The organism is Niabella hirudinis (assembly GCF_051201075.1).
Lineage (GTDB): Bacteria > Bacteroidota > Bacteroidia > Chitinophagales > Chitinophagaceae > Niabella > Niabella hirudinis.
The window spans coordinates 50755-73371 of sequence record NZ_JBPEHJ010000008.1 but is presented as its reverse complement, the minus strand read 5'-3'; the positions used below and the strand labels follow the sequence as shown (position 1 = coordinate 73371).

General features: G+C 49.8%; 17 protein-coding genes, 1 tRNA gene and 1 riboswitch. Of the genes, 10 read left to right on the top strand and 8 right to left on the bottom strand.

What is annotated here, in order from left to right:
* Positions 1 to 223 precede the first annotated feature (223 nt).
* The 4 genes from GGU45_RS15570 (at position 224) to GGU45_RS15555 (ending at position 5543) form a co-directional block, all read left to right on the top strand.
* The gene (locus tag GGU45_RS15570; RefSeq protein WP_435226257.1) at positions 224 to 3160 is read left to right on the top strand and encodes a ligand-binding sensor domain-containing protein; all 2937 of its coding nucleotides are present in this window, start codon (positions 224 to 226) and stop codon (positions 3158 to 3160) included.
* 17 nt (positions 3161 to 3177) lie between these two features.
* Positions 3178 to 3816, top strand: a complete 639-nt coding sequence (locus GGU45_RS15565; RefSeq protein ID WP_435226255.1) for a response regulator — start codon at positions 3178 to 3180, stop codon at positions 3814 to 3816.
* Positions 3817 to 3907: 91 nt separating this feature from the next.
* Positions 3908 to 4351, top strand: coding sequence for a hypothetical protein (locus GGU45_RS15560; RefSeq protein ID WP_435226253.1), 444 nt, complete (start codon positions 3908 to 3910; stop codon positions 4349 to 4351).
* A 94-nt stretch (positions 4352 to 4445) separates the two neighbouring features.
* Complete coding sequence (locus GGU45_RS15555) at positions 4446 to 5543, top strand: mandelate racemase/muconate lactonizing enzyme family protein (protein ID WP_435226252.1); 1098 nt, start codon at positions 4446 to 4448, stop codon at positions 5541 to 5543.
* A gap of 14 nt (positions 5544 to 5557) precedes the next feature.
* On the opposite strand, the gene GGU45_RS15550 is transcribed toward GGU45_RS15555, so the two are convergent.
* Complete coding sequence (locus GGU45_RS15550; RefSeq protein ID WP_435226250.1) at positions 5558 to 8437, bottom strand: FG-GAP-like repeat-containing protein; 2880 nt, start codon at positions 8435 to 8437, stop codon at positions 5558 to 5560.
* 322 nt (positions 8438 to 8759) lie between these two features.
* Between GGU45_RS15550 and GGU45_RS15545 the strand changes: the two genes are divergently transcribed.
* On the top strand, positions 8760 to 9266 hold the full coding sequence (locus tag GGU45_RS15545) for a DUF2480 family protein (RefSeq protein ID WP_435226249.1): 507 nt from the start codon (positions 8760 to 8762) through the stop codon (positions 9264 to 9266).
* A gap of 29 nt (positions 9267 to 9295) precedes the next feature.
* Here GGU45_RS15545 and corA read toward each other — a convergent pair whose 3' ends face one another.
* The 5 genes from corA to GGU45_RS15520 form a co-directional block, all read right to left on the bottom strand.
* Positions 9296 to 10408, bottom strand: a complete 1113-nt coding sequence (corA, locus tag GGU45_RS15540; protein WP_435226247.1) for a magnesium/cobalt transporter CorA — start codon at positions 10406 to 10408, stop codon at positions 9296 to 9298.
* Between the two features lie 18 nt (positions 10409 to 10426).
* Positions 10427 to 11158 (bottom strand): 3-deoxy-manno-octulosonate cytidylyltransferase, encoded by a 732-nt coding sequence (kdsB, locus tag GGU45_RS15535; protein WP_435226246.1) that lies wholly within the window; start codon positions 11156 to 11158, stop codon positions 10427 to 10429.
* Positions 11159 to 11275: 117 nt separating this feature from the next.
* Positions 11276 to 11413 carry a hypothetical protein gene (locus GGU45_RS15530; RefSeq protein ID WP_435226244.1) on the bottom strand — a complete coding sequence of 46 codons (138 nt, stop codon included), beginning with the start codon at positions 11411 to 11413 and terminating at the stop codon, positions 11276 to 11278.
* A 34-nt stretch (positions 11414 to 11447) separates the two neighbouring features.
* On the bottom strand, positions 11448 to 12290 hold the full coding sequence (locus GGU45_RS15525; protein WP_435226242.1) for a sterol desaturase family protein: 843 nt from the start codon (positions 12288 to 12290) through the stop codon (positions 11448 to 11450).
* A complete protein-coding gene (locus GGU45_RS15520) occupies positions 12290 to 12706 on the bottom strand; it encodes a putative signal transducing protein (RefSeq protein ID WP_435226241.1) in 417 nt (138 codons plus the stop codon). Before GGU45_RS15520 ends, GGU45_RS15525 begins: the two co-directional genes overlap by 1 nt.
* A gap of 274 nt (positions 12707 to 12980) precedes the next feature.
* Positions 12981 to 13174, top strand: a riboswitch (cobalamin riboswitch).
* A gap of 177 nt (positions 13175 to 13351) precedes the next feature.
* Between GGU45_RS15520 and metE the strand changes: the two genes are divergently transcribed.
* Positions 13352 to 15685 carry a 5-methyltetrahydropteroyltriglutamate--homocysteine S-methyltransferase gene (gene metE, locus GGU45_RS15515; protein ID WP_435226239.1) on the top strand — a complete coding sequence of 778 codons (2334 nt, stop codon included), beginning with the start codon at positions 13352 to 13354 and terminating at the stop codon, positions 15683 to 15685.
* Between the two features lie 111 nt (positions 15686 to 15796).
* On the opposite strand, the gene GGU45_RS15510 is transcribed toward metE, so the two are convergent.
* Both GGU45_RS15510 and GGU45_RS15505 read right to left on the bottom strand, forming a co-directional pair.
* Positions 15797 to 16657, bottom strand: coding sequence for a bifunctional helix-turn-helix domain-containing protein/methylated-DNA--[protein]-cysteine S-methyltransferase (locus tag GGU45_RS15510; protein ID WP_435226237.1), 861 nt, complete (start codon positions 16655 to 16657; stop codon positions 15797 to 15799).
* Between the two features lie 44 nt (positions 16658 to 16701).
* Positions 16702 to 17322 carry a methylated-DNA--[protein]-cysteine S-methyltransferase gene (locus tag GGU45_RS15505; RefSeq protein ID WP_435226236.1) on the bottom strand — a complete coding sequence of 207 codons (621 nt, stop codon included), beginning with the start codon at positions 17320 to 17322 and terminating at the stop codon, positions 16702 to 16704.
* 382 nt (positions 17323 to 17704) lie between these two features.
* Here GGU45_RS15505 and GGU45_RS15500 point away from each other — a divergent pair, with 382 nt between their 5' ends.
* From GGU45_RS15500 to GGU45_RS15485, 4 genes are all read left to right on the top strand, one after another.
* Positions 17705 to 19030 (top strand): Gfo/Idh/MocA family protein, encoded by a 1326-nt coding sequence (locus GGU45_RS15500; protein WP_435226234.1) that lies wholly within the window; start codon positions 17705 to 17707, stop codon positions 19028 to 19030.
* An 851-nt stretch (positions 19031 to 19881) separates the two neighbouring features.
* Positions 19882 to 21261: a deoxyguanosinetriphosphate triphosphohydrolase gene (locus GGU45_RS15495; RefSeq protein WP_435226232.1), complete on the top strand. Its 1380-nt coding sequence runs from the start codon at positions 19882 to 19884 to the stop codon at positions 21259 to 21261.
* A 203-nt stretch (positions 21262 to 21464) separates the two neighbouring features.
* Positions 21465 to 22394, top strand: a complete 930-nt coding sequence (locus GGU45_RS15490; RefSeq protein WP_435226231.1) for an NAD(P)/FAD-dependent oxidoreductase — start codon at positions 21465 to 21467, stop codon at positions 22392 to 22394.
* 130 nt (positions 22395 to 22524) lie between these two features.
* Positions 22525 to 22597 (top strand) — tRNA-Thr (locus GGU45_RS15485).
* The last annotated feature ends 20 nt before the right edge of the window (positions 22598 to 22617 follow it).

Below are 22617 nucleotides of genomic sequence, written 5' to 3'. Positions count from 1 at the left end.
ACAGCCTCATACCAATGCATAAAGATCCCCCGTTAAGGGGGATTTTTGTTTTTTATAAACAGGATACATTTGCTTTCATAAGATAAACTTTTCTCATGTAATTTTTTTTGTAAAAAAATTGCACCGCAGGTGGTTTCTACCACCTGCCCGTTTTTGAAACCGTTGTAAAAATTAATACGGTAATCGGGCCGGGGAGGTTTATATTTATAGAGGAAATTTTCAAATGACAACATCGCTGTTAAGAATCTTTTTTTTATTTCTTTTTTGTCCTGGTGCAAAAACAGCTGCAACCCAGCGCCTGCCGTTTGAGAGTTTTAATGTGGATAAGGGATTAAGCCAGTCGCAGGTCATCTGCATTACCCAGGACAAAAGGAACTACCTCTGGGTGGGTACCCTGGCCGGGCTCAACCGCTTTGACGGCACAGAGTTCCGGATCTTCTCAAAAAAAGACGGCTTATTATCGGGCCAGGTAACCGCCCTGTACACCGCGCGCAATGGGGATATTTGGGTGGCTACGCCAAAGGGCATTTCGAGGTACAACGGGTACCGGTTTGAGCATTTTGGTGCTACTCCCGGCGGGCACTTTACGTTTACCACCATTACGGAGGATGCCGGCGGCACCGTGTATGCCTTTGGAATAATGCAGGGCCTTTTTGCAATACGCCATGGAAAGCTTGAAAAACAAGAGCCGGCGGCGGGCGGCAATCGCATCACCTGCCTGTATCGCGATGCGGGAGGAGGGCTCCTTGCTTATATTTATTCAGAAGGCCTGTACCGGCTTCAGCAGGGCAAATGGGCAAAACAGCTGGCGGTTACCGGGCTGGAAGCGGGTGAATTTGTGCGCCGGATAACGGAGCAGTACGGCGTTTACTTTGCCATTACCAACCGGGGCACTTTATTAAAGATGACCCCGGATATGGTGGTTCAAAAAAAGCATTTTCCCGGCGTTCATTTTACCTCCATCATCGCAGACGATGCGCATGACCTTTGGTTGGGCGCGGCAAAGGGAGCCTGGATTGTTGATGCGCAGCATTTTGCTGTGAAAAGGGTGATCAACGCCACAAACGGGCTTTCAGACAATCAGATCCATACGCTTTATAAGGATCGGGATAACAGCATCTGGATCGGGTCTGATGGAGATGGGCTGTACAAATATGCTTCGGGGGCCTTTGTGCGGTACGACAAAACCACCGGCCTTAGCGGAAACGTGGTAATGGGCTTTGCAAAAGACCGGAAGGGCAACCTCTTCCTGGGCACCCGGGAGGGGGGGCTGTTTCGTTATGACAGCATTAAAAAAAATTTCCGGGCCATCAATTATGCGGCTTACAGCGCTTCGGGGGTTAACTGTATGGGGGCCGATGATGCCAATAATCTTTACATAGGCACTATGGACAGCCGGTTATTAAAGATCAGCGGTAATAAGGTAACCCCGCTTTTGCTCGAAAAAAAATACCGGGTACCCATTTACGCCATCAAGCCGTATTACAATAAGATGCTGGTACATACAACAAAAGGCGGCTACTGGGTGGCCGGCAATACGGTGCAAAAGATAGCCGGCCTCTCCGGAGGCGTTGTAAGCTCTGTGCTGCTGCAGGACACCTTATTGATGGGTACTACTACCGGTATTTTTAAATACCCCCTTAAGGGCCGCCCGGCGCCGCTTCGCCTGCCGGCGCTGGATGGGGCTAATGTGTCCTGTTTTGAAAAACTGGGGCGCTACCTGGTTGTTGGCTGTATGGATGATGGGCTGTTTTTTTGGGATACCACCACCAACAAAGTGCGCTCCTGCAATACCGATAACGGGTTACTGGATAATAATGTTTTTGCCATCATGAAGGATTCGGGCGGGCATCTTTGGGTAGGTACCAGCCTGGGCGTGCAGCAGGTATCCATTGACCCCCTAACCGGTGGCTTCCAGATAAAAAAGTACAGCATTGCCGATGGTTATGAGCCTTCCGAAACAAACCTCAATGCCATGCTGGAGGATGACCGGCACCAGGTATGGATCGGCACTACCAAGGGGGCCTTTCTTTACAACCCCGCCTATGAAAAAAAACGATCCGGCAATAAGCCCTTTGTGGTTTTAGAAGCCGTAGCCTTCCCCGGCGATGCCGATACCGCGGAACATCAATTTTCTGCATGGGAGCAGCTGCCGGAGCACCCAACCATTGCTTACGCAGGCAACAGCATCGCCTTTAATTTTAAAGGCATCTACCTGCAGGACCCCTCATCGCTACGCTATGCCTACCAGCTTAGTGGCTATGATACGGCGTTTTCATTACCACAAAAGCAGGTGGCATTAAGCTATAAAAACCTGCCGCCCGGCAATTATACCTTTAAAGTAAAAGCGCTTACCACCACCGGGCAGGAGTCTTCCAATACGATCGAATACCCCTTTACCATCACTACCCCCTATTATAAAACAACCTGGTTTAAGGCGCTGGTGGCGCTGGGGTTGCTATTGGCCGGGGTGGGCATACAGCTGGTTTACACCAGCGAAAAGCGAAGAAGACGCAGGGAGATCCGGAAAATCAAAGAACAGGAACAGCAAAAAATAAGGGAGCAAACAGCCGAAGATTTTCATGATGAGCTGGGCAATAAGCTTACGCGCATCTCCCTGCTTGCCGACCTGCTGCAACAAAAAACCGACCCTGCAGATGAAGAAAAAAATAAGCTCATCGGGCAAATACGTTCAAATGCCCTGGGCCTTTATACCGGCACCAAGGAAATCATCTGGTCGCTTACGAAGGAAAGCGATCTCTTAAAAGATGTGCTGCAAACCATAAAACAAACGGGTATCGAATTGTTTAGCGATACCGACATGGTGTTTGAATTTGCCGGTCTGAGCGCTGTGGACCCCGGTGTACGCATACCACCGGGCTATAACCGAAACATTGTTATGATATTTAAAGAGCTGCTCAGCAATAGTATGCGGCATTCCGGCGCCACATCAGTCATCATGGAGTGTAAACAGGAAAAGCCAGGCACCATTGGCATCTATTTTACAGATAACGGCATCGGCTTTGATAAGAGCAGGGCAACGGGCAATGGGTTAAACAATATCCGGCGAAGGGCCCAAAAGATAAATGGCCATTTTACCATAAATACCGCCCCCCACCAGGGTACCAGGGCCTGCCTTATCTTTCATATACAGGAATAACGCTTAACTATTAAACAATGAATACAAACCCGCATCAATGGATCAACTGCTGTATTATTGAGGACGATGAAGTGATCCGCAAGGGATATACCAGCCTTTTGAGCCCGGATGAGGATTTTTTTGTATCCGGTAACTTTGCCTCTGTTGAGGACGCGCTACAGCAACTGGAGACCCTGCGGCCGGATATTATTTTGCTGGATATTCAGCTGCCCGGCATGAGGGGGGTGGATGCCCTGCCGGTAATAAAAAAAATACTGCCGGGCGTACACGTCATCATGCTTACGGTGCACGAATCGGACGACCTTATTTTTACCGCCCTAAAAAACGGCGCCTCGGGTTATCTTACAAAAAACACATCATTTGCCAAAATAAAGGAACATATCCGGGATGTGGCCGGGGGCGGCGGCGCTATGAGTACGGGCATTGCCCTGCAGGTAATGAAGTATTTTCAAAAAAATCAGCACTCGCCCCTCACAAAACGGGAAACCGAAATTTTAGAATACGTGGCCGAGGGTAAGAGCCGCTCCAAAATTGCGCAGGAATTATTCATCGATCAGGAAACCGTAAAATCTCATATCAAAAACATTTATCACAAGCTGGATGTAAACTCCCGTGCCGAAGCACTGAGCGTTGCCCGTAAAAGTAAATTTATATAAAATCCCCCGGATGGGGGTAGATGATGCCGCCCTGCCTGTGCTACCTTTAGGAGGAGATTGGTCTTTTTAAAAAACCGATAAAACAGGTATCATGAAACGTATAATAATGTTCCTCCTCCTTTGTGCCGGTTATTGGGCGCCGGCCGCCGCCGCCGGCCCGGATATTGAAAACAAAAAAGCCCGGGAAACTTTTCAACTGCTTTTTAAAGATGCCACGCAGGTACAATGGTTTGCCGCGCAGGAATACACGGTGGCGGGCTTCAGCAATGGAGGCATAACGGTAAAAGCCTTTTTTGACCGGAACGGGGAACTAACGCAAACCCTGCGGTATTACAAGGCCAGCCAGCTGCCGGCCCTGATCACGTACCATATAAAAAAGCAGTTTGCACGGTTTGAGATTTTTGGAGTAACCGAACTTGCAAAGCCATCGGGTACCAGCTATACCATTATCCTGGATGGTGAAAAAGACTGGATCCGGTTAATTATGAATGAAAACGGACAGGTCCAATCCAAGAAAAAATTCCGCCGGGGCTAAATGAACAGGTAAAACGGAATAGGTCATGATCTGCAAATGCATGAAGGGGAAATAAGTTTCCGGTTTTTGCCCGGGACAATTGTACTTTTAGCACATGCAAGCATTAACCATTACAAAGATCGACTTCTATAAACTGTTTATTCCATTAAAAGAGCCCTTTGTTATTTCACTGGGGCCGCTGTACAATGCAGAAAGCGTGGTGGTGCGTATGGAAACCAGCGCCGGTATTACCGGCTGGGGCGAGTGCAGCCCGTTTATGAGCATCAACGGCGAATCGGCTGATACCGGTTTGGTGGTGGGCCGGTATTTTGAGCAGGTTTTGCTGGGTAAAGACCCCCTGGATATTGGGGAGCGGGTGGCCGATATGGACCGTGTCATTTATGCCAACCATAGCATTAAAAGCGCCTTTGATATGGCGCTGTACGATATTGCTGCCCGGCATGCCGGGCAGCCGCTTTACCGGTTCCTGGGGGGCAGCCCGCATAAGGAAATTGTTACCGATTATACGGTAAGCGTAGGCACACCGGAAAAAATGGCGGCCGATGCATTAAAAATACAGGAAGCGGGTTTCCCGGTTATAAAGGTAAAGATCGGCAAGGGGGGTGCGCAGGATGTGGAACGCATTAAGGCTATACGGCAAGCCGTTGGCAATGAAATTCCGCTGCGGGTAGATGCCAACCAGGGCTGGCAGGTGGCCGAGGCCATTGAAACGCTGCAGGCGCTGGCGCCCTTTAATATCCAGCATTGCGAGGAGCCCATTGCCCGCCGGGCCTTTATGGAGCTGCCCGCAATAAGGACCCAAAGCCCCATCCCCATAATGGCCGATGAAACCTGTGGCGATCAGTACGATCTAAAACGGCTCCTGGCCCTGGGCGCCTGCGATCGTATCAATATTAAGCTGGGCAAAAGCGGCGGTATTTACAATGCCCTGCAAATGATACGCCTGGCAGAAGCCGCCCATGTAGAAATACAGCTGGGCGCCTTTCTGGAGTCGCGCCTGGCCATGACGGCCTTTGCGCACCTGGCGCTCTGCAGCCCCAATATTGTTTATTTCGATTTTGATACCGCGCTTATGTTCAGCCAGGATCCCGTAGAAGGGGGCATACAGTATGAGAAAAACGGCCGTATAACCGTACCGGATCAGCCCGGCATTGGAGCTGCAATAGCACCCGGTTTTCTAATACCCGCATAAAGCGCCCGCTCCTTTTACTCCTGCACCGCGCGGATCACTTTTGATACCCGCTGCTCACCATCCTTATCTACCTGCACAATGCGCACAAACAGTTTGCCGCCCTCCATAGTGCCGTCAATATCCCGCTTACTGCAGGAGAGGGCCAGGGCGCAAAACAGTACCGATGCGGTTATAAGCGCTCTTCTTTTTTTGCGGCCGGTGGCCGCCAGTCCCAGCAGTAGGAACCCGGCGCTTACACCCGCTGCTGTTAAAGGCAGGGTGCTGCTGTACTCCAATGTCGTATGGCTGTTGCCGCCGGCCGCCTTGCTCCGTACCGTTTGCACGGTGTGCCACTGCACACCATCTGCAGAAAGCTGTATTAAAAAATGATCGTTATTGGTTTCTGTTTCCGTGCTCCAGCTCACCAGCAGCCGGCCGTCCTTTATAACCGCGGTAAAGGCGCCAAAGGATACCGGCAGCACCGTTTGACTTTCATAAGCGCCCATATCGATCGTGCTGCCCGCCAGGCGTGGGTTGCCGGCCAGGTCGCGGTCGCTGCTGATTATGCCGCCGGCGCTGGTATACAATTGGTTGCTACCGGTATTTTGTGCCGGGCTGCCGGCCGTCAATGTATACTGGCCATTGGCCGCATTGGTAAAAAGCGGATCCATACCGGTCAGGTTATTATCTGCGACATTACCCGTATTATAAACCTGCGTAATGCTGTTTTTTACAACGATGGTGGTGCCATCGGGGGTGTTTTCAATATCGGCCCCGGCGGCCGCCGCATCCCCGCCCTTTTGGTTACCCCAGATAATGCTGTTGTATACGCTGGCGGCCGACCGGGTACGGTTAAACAGACCGCCGCCCGAAGCCGCACTGTTACCGCTGATGGTGGTATTGGTAAAAACGGCGGCCGTTGCACTATAGTTGTACACACCACCACCCCTGTCGCCCGCTTTGTTATTGGTAATGCTCAGGTTTCTGAAAACAGGAGCGGTTGTTATCTGGTTGGCGATGCCGCCTCCATAAAGGGCGATGTTGCCATTAACACGGCTATTGGTAAATACCGGCTGGGCCCCATCGCATATAAAAATACCGCCGCCTTTGTCGGTAGCCGTATTGTGCTCAATAGTAAGCAGGGTAAGCAGGGGAGCCGCACCAACACAGTACATACCGCCCCCGGAGTTTTTGTAAACGGCCAGCGCATTAACCGTCAGGGTCAGATTTTCATCGGTATGCGTATTACCACCGCTAATGGTAAACCCATCCAAACTGGCACTGCCGGCATTGCCCGAGACCACTACTACGTGGTAGGCATTTTCATTATTATTGGTAATATTTAAACCGGCGCCACCGCCGCTGGCCACATCATCATTATTAAAATCGCCGCTGAGGATGCTGCCGCCGGCATCAAAAATACGGGCCTGCCACGGCTCTGTAATGCCGCCGGTGGGGTCAAGGCCGCCATAAAGTTTTACATTGGGAACCAGATAAAAGGCCCTGTCCCGGCTATCGGCCGGGTTGGCGGGATTCGTATGGTTATCCCCGGGCGTGTACCCCGGCAGGTACCGGCCCTTGGCTACATAGATCTTTAGCGGGGCGTTTGCGGTCCATCGGCCCTGGTGCGCTTTGGCCCATTCAAGCGCATCTGCCAGATCGGGAACAGCATTGGCCCAGGAAGATCCGTTGCCGGTGTACCCGGCAGCCATTTGGTCCACCGCCTGGTTTACATACAGGATATTGGAGGCATTGGGTGCATAGCTACCGGCATTGAGCCCTACCCAAAGATGCAGGGCTGTAATATCCGTGGTGGAAGCCATATCCTGCTTGCCATCACCGTTAAAATCGGCTATAGCCACACCGTATACATAGTTCATAATACCCGCGGAGTACCCGGTGCGAAACGTTCCGTTGCCGTTACCGGTTAAAATAGACAGTTTGCTTGAGGATACGTTTGCCACGGCAATATCGGCGCTGCCATCCCCATCCAGGTCGCCCACGGCAATTGCTGCCGGGCTTTGCCCTACCTTGTAAACGGCCTGGGGACCAAAGGCGCCGCTGCCATCATTGCGTAGTACAGATATGGACATATCGCCGCGGTTGGATACCACCAGGTCCTTGCTCCCATTGCCGTCCACATCTGCAATGGTAAGGTAATGTGCATAGGCCCCCGTGGGGTAGCTGACGGCAGCGCCAAAAGTACCATCGCCGTTGCCGGGTAGTACCGAAACCAGGTTACCCGCCCCGCCGGTGGCGACAATATCCGGACGGCCGTCATTATTAAGATCGGCCACCGCCAGCTGGCGGGATCCGCCGGCAACAAGATCTGTCGGGGCGGCCAGGGCACCGCTGCCGGTACCAAGATAAAGGGATAGGGTGGTTCCGCTTTTTTCTACCACTACATCGGCCTTTCCATCGCCGTTAAAATCGCCGGTGGCTACTGCTAAGATGTTATAGTCGATGGGGTATTGAGCGGTTTCGTTAAAACTGCCGCTGCCGTTATTGAGCAACAGCACCAGTTGCCCACTGGAGGAGCCGCCCATCGGGTCATTGATATTGGTTGTGGCAACGATATCCGGGCGGCCATCGCCATCCAGGTCGCCAATAGCCAGGTCATTTGTTGCGCGGCCCGGCAGGTATACCACCGCAGCGTTAAAGGTTCCATCGCCCTTATTAAGCAATACATTTACGCCATTATCCGCCGCCGCGTTCCAGTAATCATTGGCAATAGCCAGGTCCGGCCTGCCATCGGCATTAAAATCGGCCGCCACTATTTTTCGGCCAACCAGGCCGGCCGTATAACCGGTTTTTGAAAATACCACCTGGGCGGTTACCGGCTGGCACAAGCACAGGAATACTAGGTACAGGAAGGGTTGCATAAGCTTTTTGGCCGGGGGCATCATTTTTATCATGGCACTGTTGTTTAACGGTATGCCTGGTTAAACCCAATTAATGGAGGCTGTATCATTCCATAAATAGCGTGGTTTATGACGAGGCTTAAATAGTAGTTTCTTTACAGATAGCCGTAAAAATAAAGAAAATAACCTGATAATTGCTGCCTGTGGCAATACTACCGCTCCGTTCTTCGAAGTATTCCATCCCCTAATACTTTTTTGGGATGGTGATGCTTCGTCTGGGACAGGGCATCTGCTTTTGAAAAGCGGTCAATGGTTTATAAAATGCTCCGCTCTATTAAAATAAAAAACAAAGCCTTCCTAACTTTGTTGTATCATTATGGAACCCATTATCAGAAATAAAATAGCGGAAAGCGGGATTATAACCCTTAACCTGGAATCCTATTATCCTGCAGAACCCGTTGTACTGCTCGACATTAAAGACTATCTTTTTATGGGCCTGATCCTGAGAGAAAAAGATTTTCGGGCAGCATTAAAGGAGCAGGACTGGTCAATTTACGAAGGTCAGCTGGCAGGTATTGTTTGCTCCGCCGATGCTATCATACCCCTCTGGGCCTATATGCTCCTTGTGAGCTACCTGCAACCCATTGCCAAATTTGTAAGCCTGGGCGATGAAGCCACGGTAAAAAACAAATGGCTCCTTAAGAATATCGATGCCATTGATGCCACTTCTTTTACAGATGCGCGCGTAGTGATCAAGGGCTGCGGCGATATCCCGGTTTCAGAAGAGGCCTATGCACAAATCTCCCTAAAGCTGCTGCCCGTGGTCAAAAGCCTGATGTATGGCGAACCCTGCAGCACGGTACCGGTATATAAACGAAAATAATTTTCCTGCTGTTTTTGTAAAATGCTACATTAAAACCATCCCTTTCTTTTAAAAACCAGCAACATCCAGATCGGGATCAGGATCATAGCCGCCACCGCAATCCAGAACCCAAAATGCTGATTGGTGAGGGGCAACACGTTAAAGTTCATTCCAAAGATGCCGCCAATTACCGTTGCCGGGGCCAGCAGGCAGGTTACAATAGCCATCACCTTCATAACCTCGTTCATCTTCAGATTTACATTGCTAAGGTAGAGGTCCTGCATACCGGTAAGCATATCCCGGTAGTTATCCACCAGGTCAATGGCCTGTACAATATGATCGTATACGTCTTTATAATAGCGCTCATTGAGCGCAGCCAGCAACGCATTTTCGCTTTTGATAAGGCCGCTTATCACTTCCCGCACGGGATAAATCGTTCTTTTTAAAACGATCAGCTCTTTCCGCAGCGAGTTTATATAGGCCAGGGTGCGTTTGCTGGCGCTCCGGACAATTTCTTCTTCCAGGTCCTCAATTTCATCGCCCAGCTTGTCCATTACAATAAAATAATGGTCTACGATCGTGTCCAGCAGGGTGTAATATAAATAGTCGGCCTCCTTGGCACGGGTTTTACTGGTGGGCAGCTTTAGCCGGCCTCTAAGCGCAGTAAACACATCCCTGTTGAGATCTTCCTGGAAAGTGATCACAAAATTGCGCCCCAGCACCAGACTGATTTGCTCCTGGTCCACCGATTTTTTTTGCTCGTTATAATAAAGCATGTTCACCAGGCAGAAGAGGATATCATCGACCTCATCCATCTTGGCCCGCTGGTTAACGCTCAGGATATCTTCCTGAAGCAACGGGTGAATACCATAACAATTGCCAATGGTTTCCACATCCGATTTACGCAACCCGTCAATGTTGATCCAGGTGATCTTATCGCTTTGTTTTAATTCCAGCGCCTCCTGTAACGAAATATTCTTCCACTCTTCTATGCTTTCTTTGTTAAAGCAATATGCGGTGATGATTACCTGTTGTGCTTCTTCCCTTGCAGGAACAACAGTGGGATTCACCGAAAGGATCTCCCGGGTACGCTCTGTACCAAAAAGCTCAAACAGGTTGGGTAAAAAAAGATACCGCAAATATTTTTCAGGGCGCATCTTCATACAGGAAAGATAGGTATTTTACCGGTTCAGGAGCGCAATGGCTCTCTCAAGGTCCTCGGGGGTATCAATGGCTACAGTTTCGTAATTGGTTTCGGCCATATAGATATCCACACTGTTATCGAGGAAGCGCAACTGCTCCAGTTTTTCCGTTTGCTCAAGCAAAGAAGGGGGCCAGCCGGTAAAATTGAGCAGGGCCTCCTTCCGGAATGCGTATACGCCTATATGCAGGTAATAGGGCGCCTGTATCTGCTGATCTCTTTTATAGGGAATCATGCTCCGGCTAAAATACAGCGCTTTACCGTTCTTATTGGTTACTACTTTTACGGCATTGGGATTTTGAGCATCCGCTTCCGATGCAAATTTTCGCATAAGGGAACCCACCTGCACGGTATCGGAATGGAACAAGGCTACAATCTTTTCCAGCGGGTCTTTTTCCATAAATGGCTCATCGCCCTGCACATTTACGATCACATCTGCATTCATATCCTTAACCGCTTCCGCAATCCGGTCCGTACCGCTTTCATGTTCGGCAACACTCATAATCGCCTTTCCCCCGCGGGATACAATTTCATCAAAAATTATGGCACTATCCGTCACTACAAAAACATCATCAAACAAACCGCTGCCTGCTACGGCCGCATAGGTATGTGCAATTACCGGCCGGTTGCCCAGCATCTGCATTAATTTTGCAGGGAACCGGGTAGCCGCATAACGGGCAGGGATAACGGCAATTATTTTTTGCTTCATCATCTATAATAACTTTTAGCCGGGATTTTACCATCCCTGCATTTCTTTTTCCAGGTCTTCAACAGTAGTAAATTTACCCTCATCCATACGCCGCATGGCCTCGTCCGGTTCTTTATTATATTACCCGATGCTGATGTTGTCCGATGCAGTCTGACGGCTCTTCGAAAAAGTTTTCAGCATTTGTACCACAGACCTTTTTTCCGCTTCATTTAACCGGATAAAGTAACCGTACATTTCTTTATCTAATACGTCTGCCATACTACAAATTTAATTTTAATAACTGAAAAATGTTCTAATGATCGTTTGTGCCCCGATTCCGGTCTTTTTTAACAAACGGATCTTTCATCAGCTTCAGAAAATCCTCGTCCCTTTCGTTGTCATAATACCGGTCCAGCCCATACCGGATTTGTGCAGGATCCAGCTCTTTATAGGTTCCCAGCAAACGATCCCATACGGAGAAAACGGCACCATAGTTACTATCAGTAAACGGCTGTTTCCAGTGATGATGTACTTTGTGCATATTGGGAGAAATGAGCATATAGCTCAACCATTTATCCAGTTTTTTGGGCAGGCTCATATTGGCATGGGTAAATGCCGTTGTGATCACCACCAGCGTCTGGTAGATCATTACACTATACATGGGCGCTCCGCTTACAAAGATCAGCAGGAGGAAGAAGATGCCGCGCAGCAGGCTGTCTCCGGGATGATGCCGCAGCCCGGTGGTAACATCTACCTTATTATCGCTGTGATGAATGAGATGATACCGCCATAAATAAGCCTGCTTATGCATGATCCAGTGTACCAGCCAGCTACTGAAATCCAGCGCCAGTACTCCAATAATGATGGCGCCCAACACGCCTGCGTGCAGCCAGTATACAAGACCAAATCCGGCATTGCGGCACCAGTCAGACAGCAGCACAATCAATACCGCAAGGGCGGTATGAATGATGAGATGAATGACGGTAAATCCAAAATTGACCAATGCATGTGAAAATTTAGATTTCCGGTACTTTAGCTGAAACAGCGGGATAGCACCCTCTATGATCCAGAAAAAAACCAGTCCGCCCACCAGCAGGGCCATCCGCTCCAGCGGCCGCTGTTCCAGGGTGGAAAAATAGGTAACGATTGATTCCATTATTTTGCCGTCTTTTTTTCCGCATCCTCAAATTCAAATCCGCAATCAAAGCAATGGTATACTTTGTCTGCCGCCATCGCTGCACCTCCCAGCCGCACAATGTTTATAAAGGTTTGCAGCCAGGTAACTGCTTTTTTAGGAGTAGTGGTATACTCCACATTTGTAGATCCGCAATGGGGGCAGGGATTTTCCTCCTGGTATTGCTGTTTTGTTTTCCGCAATAGCTCCAGCGCCCGTTCAATCTGCGGCGCTGCCACCATCAGTTTAATGCCGCCGATGGCATTGATCAAACCCGGATGAATGGCAATGGTGTTTTCGTCCTTTAGCCAGCAATTGATGTCCTCGCTCTGCAGATTTCCCATTGCCAGGTGCGCATCAATATAATTATTATATGTAGCCGCAATAATAAAGTCCATACCTTAAAGTTATTGCAGTATTACGGATAAAAAAAACGGAGGTGTCTTTTAAGAGAGGGAACAATATACAGACGGGCAGGTTCCTACAATTTTAAAAACAGTATTTTTCTGATACAGATCCCACCTGCGAAAGCAACCGGGACGGGAAATAATCATCACTACTATTTTTCGGAGGCACATTTTTAAACAGCGCCCGGGACCACCGGATCATTTTTTCCGATGGAACTCCCCCGATTTAACTACATTTGCCCTTTACTCTAATAAGTTCTTTCATTTTTCATCAAACGGAAAAGGTCCCCGATGAAGATCGGGGATAATAGGGAATCGTGTGTCAATCACGAGCTGTCGCGCAACTGTAAACAGCATCACAAGCATTACCCTCTATGTCCACTGTAGCGCCCGGGCGTTATGGGAAGGACGGTAAATGCTGCTGTAAGCCAGGAGACCTGCCTTATCTGTAAGAGCAATGCTTTCGCGGTATAAAGCAAGGATCTGCACGATGTCCCTATTCCACCCCCCTCTCTATAGAGGGATCAGCCTCCTCAGCTGCTCCGGTTACCGGCATCTTCTGTCTTTTTTACACCACGGCATTGCGAAATTTGCAAAGGGCTTTTAGCTTATTATTCATTAAAAAAGTTAAAAGAGATGCAAACGCACAACCTCGGCTACCCGCGTATTGGTAGCAACAGGGAATTGAAGAAGGCCAGTGAACAGTACTGGGCCGGCAACATGACCGCTGCACAACTGGAGCAGGCAGCAAAAAAGATCCGGGAAAGCAACTGGATGCTGCAAAAAGACGCAGGTATTGACCTGCTGCCCGTAAACGATTTTTCGTTTTATGACCAGGTATTGGATACCTGCCTGATGACCGGCGCCATCCCGGACCGGTACCATCCATTGATTGAGAAGGAACAGATGAATACCCTCGATCTGTTATTTGCTATGGCAAGGGGTTATCAGAAAAACGGGTACGATCTTACCGCAATGGAAATGACCAAATGGTTTGATACCAATTACCATTACATAGTGCCTGAGTTTAAAAAAGATCAGCGATTTATTTTTTTCAGCAATAAGATTATTGACCAGTTCAATGAAGCCAAAAATGCCGGCTTCCAAACCAGGCCGGTATTGCTTGGCCCGGTCACTTTCCTGCTGCTTGGGAAAGAAAAGGAGGCGGGTTTTGACCGCCTCGACCTGTTAAATAACCTGCTTCCGGTGTATTTTGAGGTACTGGAAAAACTGGATCAGCAGGGTGCTTACTATATCCAGGTGGATGAACCCTGCCTGGCGCTCGGGCTCGGCGAAAAAGCATTGCAGGCCATTAAAACCACGTACACGGCTTTTTTTAAACGGTTCCCAAACCTCCGCATAATGCTTACTAATTATTTTGACTGTTTTGGGGCCAACCTGGAGACCGTTCTTTCCCTGCCTGTACATATACTGCACCTGGACCTGGTGCGTTGTCCGCTGCAGCTGGACGATATCCTTGCCACACCAGCGTTCACCAACGGAAGAACCCATCTTTCGCTGGGTGTTGTGGATGGACGGAATATCTGGAAGAACGACTTTGAACAATCGCTGTCACTGATCCAAAAAGCAACCGCCAAGATCGGCCCCGGGCGAATCTGGATTGCACCGTCCTGCTCACTGTTGCATGTGCCCTGCGACCTGGACCTGGAAACCGGTGAAAAAACGCTTCCGCAGGAAATTAAACAATGGCTGGCTTTTGCCAAACAAAAGCTGGCTGAAGTGGCAGCACTGAAGCAAATAGCGGCAAACCCCGAAGAGGCACTGTCAAAAACCCTCCTTGAAGACAATGCCCGCTGTATGAAGGCACGCAGGACCTCCGCAAGGATCCATCACCAGCAGGTGAAAGACCGGGTAGCTGCTATAACGGCCGCTGACGCCCGGAGGAACAGCCCGTTTTTTGCCCGCAGAGAAAAACAACAGCAGGAGCTGGCACTTCCCCTTTTTCCCACAACTACGATCGGTTCTTTCCCCCAAACAAAAGAAGTGCGTTCCTGGCGCGCGCAATGGAAAAAACAACAGCTTTCGGACAGCAGTTACAACCAGCTGCTGCAGGAAGCAACCGCAAACGCCATCCGGCGGCAGGAGGCCATTGGACTGGACGTGCTGGTGCATGGCGAGTTTGAGCGCAATGATATGGTGGAATACTTTGGCGAGCAGCTGGCAGGTTTTGCCTTTACCCAAAACGGCTGGGTTCAGAGCTACGGCAGCCGCTGCGTAAAGCCTCCGGTGATCTATGGCGATATATACCGCCCCAATCCTATGACCGTTGCATGGAGCGTTTATGCACAATCCCTAACCAGCAAACATGTAAAGGGAATGCTTACGGGGCCCGTTACCATTTTACAGTGGAGCTTTGTGCGGAACGACCAGCCCCGCAGTCTTACCTGCAACCAGTTGGCGCTTGCCATCCGGGATGAAGTGACCGACCTGGAAAAAGCGGGTATAAGAATCATCCAGATCGATGAGCCGGCCATTCGTGAAGGCCTGCCTTTAAGAAAAGAACAGCAGGAGGCGTACCTGAACTGGGCTGTAACCGCTTTCCGCATTGCCGCTTCTGGCGTTCAGGATCAAACGCAGATCCATACGCACATGTGCTACTCCGCATTCAATGACAGCATTCATGCTATTGCAGCCATGGATGCAGATGTGATCACCATCGAAACAGCACGTTCGCAAATGAAGCTGCTGGATGCGTTTGCTATGTTTGAATACCCGAATGATATTGGCCCGGGCGTATACGACATCCATTCCCCGCGTGTGCCATCAGAGGACGAGATGCTGGCGTTACTGGAAAAGGCACTGGAGGCCATCCCGGCAGAACGCCTTTGGGTAAACCCAGATTGCGGTTTAAAAACCCGGGCCTGGGAGGAAACCATGCCGGCGCTTACCGCAATGATACGGGCGGCTAAAACATTACGCAAAAGAATAATGGATCCTGTTCCGGAATAGCGTGCGCACACCTGAAGAACGATACTGCCCACGCTGCAAACAACCCGTTGAATGCAAAGTGGGCAGTATGCTTTTTTACCGGCATTTCCAAAACGAAACACCCGTCAATTTCTACTCATTAACATAGGGGCCGCTTACCCGGGCTGCCTCCCAGCCGATGAGGGCATTTTTGCGTACAGCATCCCAATGATACTGGCCAATGGCGCCGGTAGACCGGATGACGCGGTGGCAGGGGATGAGCACCGCAACAGGATTATGGCCCACTGCGGTACCTACGGCCCGCGATGCACCGACATAACCGGCATTTACCGCCAGATCGCCATAGGTTGTAACGCCCCCGGAGGGCACTTTTAGCAATGTTTCCCAAACCTTAATCTGGAATGGGGTACCTTTTAAATGCAGTTTTACCTCCTCCGGTTTGCTCCAGTCCTGCAAAAAAATGCGCAATGCCTTTTGCTGTACCTCATCTTCCGCCTGCCGGTACCGGGCATGAGGCAGGCCCGACTGTAATACTGCCAGCGCCTGCTGCGCCCCCTCATCAGCAAATGCTATATGGCAGATGCCTTTAGGGGTGGAGGCCACCAGTATCTTGCCAAAAGGGCTGCTTGCAAAACGGTAGTTGATATTTAATGAGGCCCCGCCATTCTTATATTCGCCGGGGGTCATGCCTTCCACTTTTACCAGCAGATCATGCAGCCGGCCCGTACCCGAAAGCCCGGTTTCGAACGCTACATCAAAAAGGCTGGCCCGGGTATTTTTGAGCATGTCTTTGGCATACCCTGCCGTAAGATATTGCAGAAACTGCTTGGGCGTAACACCCGCCCAGTTGCGGAACATCCGCTGAAAATGAAACGGGCTCAGGTGCACATGGGCCGCCGCATCTTCCAGTGTTGGTTGTTGCCTGTAATGGGCTTTAAAAAACCGTATCGCTGCTGCAATGCGGCCATAATCGAGCTCCTGCTGTGTTTCCATCTTTTAAAAAATTTTTACATCGTCCACATTGGGCCCGCAGGATTTCAATCTTCCGCTGCAGCCTCCCAGGCCAATAATTTTTCTTTTAATGCCGTACCCCAAAAATAGCCGCTAAAGCTGCCGTCTGCGCATATTACCCGGTGGCAGGGCAGCAGGTAGCCCACCGGGTTGCTGCCCACAGCGCGGCCCGTGGCCCGGGCAGTTTTGCTGCTGCCGCCCAGGCGGGTGTAAGTGGTGAGGCCGCCCAGGGGCACCTGTAATAACTGTTTCCATACTTGTAGCTGAAAGCCGGTCCCCTTTAAATGTAAACGAAGGGGCAGGGGCCGGCGGGGGCAGCTCAGCTGCCGGATGGCTGCTTTTTGAAAAAAAGAAGGGCCTTCTGAAATTGGGTTGGAGGAAAACCGTCTTTTGAGATCGGCAATGGCTGCAGCCGGGTTATTACCCGTAAAACCCAGGTAGCAGATCCCTTTCGATGTAGCAGCTACAAGAATTTCTCCAAATGGCGATCCGGCGCGTTCGTAGGTAATGAACGCAGCCGCATCCCCGGGCGTCCAGGGTTCCAGCTGAATATTGCCGGGCGCGGCCATCCTGGTTGCGGTCAGGCGCCCGCGCATGCTGCGCTTGTTGCGTACATCTACGGGACTGTTCGTTTTAGCATGTTCCATATCATTGTTATTTACTGCACAAATGTACCGCTGTAAAAATGGCCGCAAAACCCGGATCTTGCGTTTAAAAATTGATGGCCGACAATATTTGCCCCAAAATATCAAAACAAATGTTAACAAACCGGTCAATTTGATGTTTTTGGAATGGTTGTTGCAACATTACACGTAGGACCATGTTATAAAACAGACTATCGATCGATATAAAAGATATTAAATTTTCTCATAAGCAGTTAGTTTTGGTTGCGTCCCCTGTTTCCACAGGGGACTATTTTTTGGTCTCTGTTCTACCGCCCGGTACCGGCATTTTCATTAGAAATAAAATATCGCATATTTTGCAATCGATTACATTTTTTATATATTTGGCCCTGTAAAATCAATTGCCATGCACTCAAGAAGAAAATTTATTGCCCATTCCTCCGCGTTAGCACTGGGAGGCCTGGCCCTGCAATCGTTCAATTCCCTCAATTTTTCGCGTATAAACACGGCCGTTGACGATCAGATCCGGATCGGCGCAATCGGCATTAATGGGATGGGATGGTCCGATACCCTGTCGATGCTCAAAAACCCGGGCGTAACGCTTGCCGCGCTTTGCGATGTGGACAAAAATGTGCTGGATAACCGGATGCGCGAGCTTTCCAAAAAGAATATCGATACATCGAAAATAAAGACATATACCGACTACCGCTCTCTGCTGGACCGCAAGGACATTGACGCCGTTATCATTGGTACGCCGGATCACTGGCATGCACTGATCATGATTCATGCCGTGCAGGCCGGCAAGGATGTATATGTGGAAAAGCCCGTGGGCAACTCCATTGCTGAGTGCCGGGCAATGGTAGCCGCACAGGAAAAATATAACAAAGTGGTACAGGCCGGACAATGGCAGCGCAGCCAGCAGCATTTTCGCGATGCAGTGGATTTTATCCGCACCGGTCAGTTGGGCAATATCCGCACCGTAAAGGTATGGTGCTACCAGGGATGGATGAAGCCGGGGCCTAAGGTAGCCGACAGCGCACCTCCTGCTGGTGTGGATTATAAACTTTGGCTGGGACCGGCAAAAACCCGGGCCTTCAACTCAAGCCGGTTTCACTTCAACTTTCGCTGGTTTTGGGACTATGCCGGCGGCCTGATGACCGACTGGGGCGTGCACCTGATGGACTATGCTATTTTTGGCATGGATGCCCCGGTGCCCAAAACCGTTTCGGCACTGGGGGGCGATTTTGCCTACCCCGAGCTTTACCAGGAAACACCGGATACCATGGCCGCGCTTTACCAGTTTGACAACTTTAACCTGATATGGGATCATGCCATGGGCATAGACAACGGCTTATACGGAAAAGACCACGGCATTGCCTTTATTGGCAATAATGCCACCCTGGAGCTGGACCGCGGCGGCTGGGAAGTACTGGAGGAAAAACGCAGCGCCAAAAAAGTAAGCATGCAACGCAAAGGGCCATCCGATAACGGCCTGGATAAACATACACAAAACTTTATTAATGTGATGCGCTCCCGTAAGCTGGCAGACCTTAACTGTCCCATCCAAACCGGGGCCCATATAGCCACCGTTTGCCAGATGGGTAATATCGCCTATCGCAGCCAGGCAAAAGTAACCTGGGACAAGGCCGCCAACAAGTTTACCGATAGTAAACTGAACGCCACTTATCTTATGGCGCCTTACCATAACGGATACAGTTTGCCCAGAATATAAATAAGTGATCATTGAGACTCAAAAGTCGCTTTACAGCATGATGTCGTTCTGAAGAATAGATCCCGGGCCTGACCCGGGATCTATTCTTCAGAATCTATTGACTAACAATCATCTTTAAATACCGAAACAATCCCGATGGCCATCGCATGCGCGTCAAGTTAATTTTTGCCCCGGGAGCTGCAGCGCAGCGCTGATCCTGTTAGTAAACGACAATACGGGTAATAAAGGTGCAGCGCACCGGTAATCATTGCGGTTTGTACAAGCCGTGCACAGGAAATTACCGCCGCGCTGCGGCTACGGGAGGTTTTGGAGGTTCATCGTTATAAGGGTCAACGGCGCGCTGCGCCTGTTTGCTATTAAAAGATGCGATCTTTTTGGCGCGAAAGGCTTACCCGTACTACATTTCATGGCAACATGATCTGTTCTTAACCTGACGCACATGCGATTGCTATCGGGACGGCATGACAAAATAGCGACTTTTGATACAGCCTCATCCTGTGTTGGGAACTTCGGTGAACCGGTTTCAGGTTGGCGGTGTCCGACATAAAGAATACCTAACAGAACCGGAATCAACAGCTTCACCTACCTGCTCGTTTTTATTCTAAACCAGATCCGCAACAGTCTTTCTGCCCCGGAATAATTCGATCGGGAATGCGATCAGCGGCTCTTTGTTAGGTTCGGTTGCAAAAATCTTTTTAAAGCCGCAATCTGTAGTAATGTCAATATACCGCCAATCGGTGCCAGCGGGTTTTTCTTAGGTTTTTTCATGCTTAAAAATAAGACGATTTTGAAACAGGATGCATTTATTTAAGTTTCAAACAGGTTCTGGGTTTAAATTTGCGACTATGGTAATGACTTGGAACAATTGTTTTTCATCAAAACGCTATGGGCTCGATAAAACATCTAAAGACATCCGGAGCGATTTTGAGCGGGACTGGGACCGGATCATTTTTTCAAGCCCTTTCAGAAGGCTTCAGAACAAAACACAGGTGTTCCCCCTCCCGGAAGAGATCTTTGTGCACAACCGGCTTACCCATTCGCTGGAAGTAGCCAGTGTGGGCCGCTCCCTAGGAGGATTGATCGGCGAAAAGATCGCTACACTTCCCGGCGTGGAAAAGGATCCCGATGCCGCTGTTTTTTATACAAGCGATCTGAAATATGTTATTGCTGCAGCCTGCCTGGCCCACGACCTGGGCAACCCCGCTTTCGGGCATTCGGGAGAAGAAGCCATTTCAAAGTACTTTAAAAAAAGAGACCGGTCGGCCCGGCCGGATGATATCGCATTTAAACAACTATTCAGCCCGGCAGAATGGAAAGACCTCATCACCTTTGAAGGAAATGCCAATGCGCTCCGCATCCTCACCATGAAGCAGAGCGGGCGGATGAAGGGTGGTTTCCGGCTTACCTACAGCACCCTTGCCTCCATTCTCAAATATCCCTGTGAATCCCTGGCATCAGCAAAAGGCATTCTTCACCGGAAAAAATACGGATACTTCAAAATTGATGAAGCGGTATTCCTGGAAATAGCACAGGAACTGCATATGATCCGCGATACGGAAACAAGCCCAGAAATAACCTATAAACGCCACCCCTTTGTATTCCTTGTGGAAGCAGCGGATGATATCTGTTATAATATCATTGACTTTGAAGACGCGCACCGGTTGGGCATCCTGAGTTATGAAGAAGTGAGGAAGCGTTTTTTAGCCATTATTGCCACAGATCCCAAAGCCAGGATGGATTCCGTGATAAAGGTAGCAGACGATCTGCGCGGAGATGCCAACGAATCCATCGCCTATTTGCGGGCAAAGTCGATCGGCACACTGATCTATAAATCCACCGAAGTATTCTGGGAGCAACGGGAAGCCATCCTCAACGGAACATTTGAAAAAAGCCTGATCAACGCCATCCCTGAGCTGGAAGCGGCGCTTAAGGAAATTGCAGATATTTCCCGGCAAAAGATCTACAATGCCCGTAAAGTTGTGGAGCTGGAGATCGCCGGCTTCCGCATCATGTCCGGGCTTGTTGAAGACTTTGTTACAGCAGCATTAACACCAGCCCGCGAGCGGGAAAAAGAACACCAGAAAATCCTGGAGCTGTTGCCTACGCAATATACATTTGACGAAGCGGGCAGCCCTTATGCAAAGGTTATGCATATCCTCGATTTTATTTCCGGCATGACGGATGTATATGCGCTGAAGCTCTACCGGAAGCTCCGGGGTATTGAAATGTAGTATACCCCATTTACAACCAGGTCACTACCCGGCAGGTGACAGGAAAAATTTAGCCGGCATTCCTCAAAACAGTATACTTATTCATTTTATTTATGCAACGATGTTGCATAAATAAAAAATAAACAATAGCTTTGCCCGGGGAGAACAGGAAGACGGCTATCGCCATGCAGCCCTGTTCTGCCATCAACCATTTAAATCATTTTATGAAAAAGAACAGATCCTTTGATGTAGTGATCATTGGTGGCAGTTATGCGGGGCTTTCTGCTGCAATGGCGCTGGGCCGCTCTCTAAAGAACGTGGTGGTGCTGGATAGCGGAACGCCCTGCAACGCAGCTACACCACATTCCCATAATTTTCTGACCCAGGATGGCAAGCCACCTGCTGAAATAGCAGCCCTGGGCCGGCACCAGGTAGCACATTATAAGACCGTGCAATTACGGACCGACCCCGCAACGGATGCAGCCGCATCCAACGGACAGTTTACGGTTACAACACGCTCCGGAGATCAGTTCCAAAGCAGGAAACTGATCTTTGCAACAGGTATCAAAGACCTGCTCCCGGCAATCGATGGTATTGCGGAGTGCTGGGGTAAATCGGTGATCCATTGTCCTTATTGCCATGGCTATGAATACCGCAATCATAAAACAGGGATCCTTGCAAACGGCGCCGCAGCGCTGCACCTGGCCGTGCTCGTCCGCAATCTTACCAGCAGCCTGGCCGTATTTACCAATGGCCCTCTACAATTTACAAAAGAAGAGCAGCAGCGGCTGCAGCAACGGGGTATCGCCATCGTGCCAAAGGAAATCCGTGCACTGCAACAAGCGGAAGGGCAATTACAGCAGGTTGTGTTTACAGACGGCACTGCCATACCCTTACAGGCATTATATGCCCGCGTGCCGTTTGAACAGCAAACCCCGCTGCCTGCAATGCTCGGCTGTGCCTTTACCGAACAAGGACATATACAGGTTGACGCCTTTCAAAAAACAACGGTCCCCGGAGTATATGCCTGCGGCGATGCGGCATCCCCCATGCGCTCCGTTGCCAGCGCTGTAGCCGGTGGCAATCTTGCAGGCGCAATGGCCAACCATGATCTCTCACAGGAAGATTTTTCCCGGGGTCCGGGGGAAATGTGAAACGAGGAATATTAAATACCGCATGTAAAAGTGAAGGACTATTGGCGATAAAAAGAACTTAACCGGTAACAGGGACTGCTATTTTTAAATTTAAAATTTTTATTCGTTATTTTACACTATCAAAGGACAAGCCATCCTAGCTCAGTTGGTAGAGCAGCTGTTTCGTAAATAGCAGGTCGTGGGTTCGAGCCCCATGGTTGGCTCATAAAAATACGGGCCGCAA

Coding starts and splice junctions, on each gene's coding strand:
- GGU45_RS15495 (WP_435226232.1), top strand. CDS start 19,882: ATGACTTGGAACAATTGTTTTTCATCAAAACGCTATGGGCTCGATAAA.
- GGU45_RS15560 (WP_435226253.1), top strand. CDS start 3,908: ATGAAACGTATAATAATGTTCCTCCTCCTTTGTGCCGGTTATTGGGCG.
- GGU45_RS15520 (WP_435226241.1), bottom strand. CDS start 12,706: ATGGACTTTATTATTGCGGCTACATATAATAATTATATTGATGCGCAC.
- GGU45_RS15525 (WP_435226242.1), bottom strand. CDS start 12,290: ATGGAATCAATCGTTACCTATTTTTCCACCCTGGAACAGCGGCCGCTG.
- GGU45_RS15550 (WP_435226250.1), bottom strand. CDS start 8,437: ATGATAAAAATGATGCCCCCGGCCAAAAAGCTTATGCAACCCTTCCTG.
- GGU45_RS15570 (WP_435226257.1), top strand. CDS start 224: ATGACAACATCGCTGTTAAGAATCTTTTTTTTATTTCTTTTTTGTCCT.
- GGU45_RS15565 (WP_435226255.1), top strand. CDS start 3,178: ATGAATACAAACCCGCATCAATGGATCAACTGCTGTATTATTGAGGAC.
- corA (WP_435226247.1), bottom strand. CDS start 10,408: ATGAAGATGCGCCCTGAAAAATATTTGCGGTATCTTTTTTTACCCAAC.
- GGU45_RS15555 (WP_435226252.1), top strand. CDS start 4,446: ATGCAAGCATTAACCATTACAAAGATCGACTTCTATAAACTGTTTATT.
- GGU45_RS15505 (WP_435226236.1), bottom strand. CDS start 17,322: ATGGAACATGCTAAAACGAACAGTCCCGTAGATGTACGCAACAAGCGC.
- kdsB (WP_435226246.1), bottom strand. CDS start 11,158: ATGATGAAGCAAAAAATAATTGCCGTTATCCCTGCCCGTTATGCGGCT.
- GGU45_RS15545 (WP_435226249.1), top strand. CDS start 8,760: ATGGAACCCATTATCAGAAATAAAATAGCGGAAAGCGGGATTATAACC.
- GGU45_RS15500 (WP_435226234.1), top strand. CDS start 17,705: ATGCACTCAAGAAGAAAATTTATTGCCCATTCCTCCGCGTTAGCACTG.
- GGU45_RS15490 (WP_435226231.1), top strand. CDS start 21,465: ATGAAAAAGAACAGATCCTTTGATGTAGTGATCATTGGTGGCAGTTAT.
- GGU45_RS15510 (WP_435226237.1), bottom strand. CDS start 16,657: ATGGAAACACAGCAGGAGCTCGATTATGGCCGCATTGCAGCAGCGATA.
- metE (WP_435226239.1), top strand. CDS start 13,352: ATGCAAACGCACAACCTCGGCTACCCGCGTATTGGTAGCAACAGGGAA.
- GGU45_RS15530 (WP_435226244.1), bottom strand. CDS start 11,413: ATGGCAGACGTATTAGATAAAGAAATGTACGGTTACTTTATCCGGTTA.